We start from the raw sequence: 1,597 nt of genomic DNA, 5'->3' as shown, positions 1-1,597 counted from the left end.
AATATAAAAAATAAGTAGAATCAGCTTGTTGACGTTATGATGAGTCGATACGGATGATTTTGTATGATTCTAAACCAATAAAATACCAAGTTATTTTCAGTAGTACTGATAATAAAAACATGTTCTTAAAAACAGTATTGACATCTGGTACAGAACACGTAGATTGGAATTCAACACCGGTGCAATTAGTAACGAACTCTTTATTTAGCCGGTGTCTATGTAGTTGATTTAAAATAATGCGATAAAGGTCACGAAATATTTTTTTATGTGAGATTCGCGATGGGTTTTTAATAATGGACCCGTGCGATGATGATTTCAGGCCAAGTAATAAATCTTTACGATCGCATATGTGGACCAAAACGCGATGAGTTAAGGCTTTGTTGTTAATAGTAATGTTCGCGATTTGTGTACGTAAGTATGAAGTCGAGGATATCGCGAAGAAAGTAAAGCCATGTAGCAAGAGTATATATCGCGAGGGTGATGTACTAATTTAGTCAGTGTTATCATAAGCATGGCTAAATGTAACGAACGGGAAATGTTATCATTCAGTTAATATATTGGAGGATAGAGTTAGTTGTAAGCACCAAATATTCCTGTAGAAATAGGTACATCTTTGTAAATAGTACTAAGATAAGTGTCACGTTATTAAGTTGATTAATGTTTAATTTTAAATCTGTAGTACCTTAAAAGCCCTGACTACTGTAGTCGGGGCTTTTATCATTGTGGCTTTATAAGGTTTTGTATTACTGCGTTTTATCGGGGCGATCCAATGCAGTTATCCCGATAAGAACAAAATAACCGCCATGAGGGTGCCCCAATCCCATCAATAACTGAAGCTTTTAACCCGCGCCAGCACATGCTCCTCTACCGGAATAGTAAGTGACGTACATCCTATATAATCGCCAACTAACCCCAGAAAAGACGTAAATGTCTTAAATACATTGATGGCTTCGTTTAATATTGTTTTCTTTCATTTTATCCGATGGGGTCACCGATGATTGCAGTTATCTTTGAAGTTGAACCGGCAGAGGGTGAGTACCATGCATATCTGGATTATGCCGTGGCACTGAAACCTTTATTGGAACAAATGGACGGTTTTATTTCAGTAGAACGTTTTCAGAGTTTAAGTAACCCGCAGAAGTTGTTATCGCTATCATTTTGGCGCGATGAGGCGGCCGTTAAGCAGTGGCGGAATATTGAACAGCATCGTGGCGCACAAGCCGCGGGGCGTGCGAGTGTGTTCGCCGGTTACCGCTTGCGGGTAGCGGCGGTGGTACGGGACTACGGCTTAACTGAGCGAGGGCAAGCGCCTGTTGATAGCCAGGTTCATAATAAACAATGAGTTATAGGTAACGACGGATACATTTTGTGTTTGGTAGCCCCCTAATGGTCAACCGCGGAACCGTATACTGTAGTTGAGACGATATCGCCGATTTAGTGTGTCACAATGTAAAATTCATGTGACGTATATGTGACTTCGTGCGCAAAAACACACCAATTTTATGCTGATTTCATCAGTAAAACCACGTTGAAAATCCTTCTACTCTGCCTTAACGCAGAACGAAATTAATTGTAACTAATTAATTTAAAACACTAT

The 1,597-nt window shown here is 39.4% G+C and carries 1 protein-coding gene; it reads left to right on the top strand.

What is annotated here, in order from left to right:
* Positions 1–994: 994 nt before the first annotated feature.
* Positions 995–1,342, top strand: coding sequence for an antibiotic biosynthesis monooxygenase family protein (locus tag V1952_RS21740; protein ID WP_420075538.1), 348 nt, complete (start codon positions 995–997; stop codon positions 1,340–1,342).
* Positions 1,343–1,597 lie beyond the last annotated feature (255 nt).

The organism is Yersinia sp. 2542 StPb PI, from assembly GCF_048593855.1.
GTDB classification, from domain to species: Bacteria; Pseudomonadota; Gammaproteobacteria; order Enterobacterales; family Enterobacteriaceae; genus Yersinia; species Yersinia enterocolitica_E.
The sequence above is the reverse complement of the archived record's forward strand: the minus strand, read 5'-3'. Positions and strand labels throughout refer to the sequence as shown.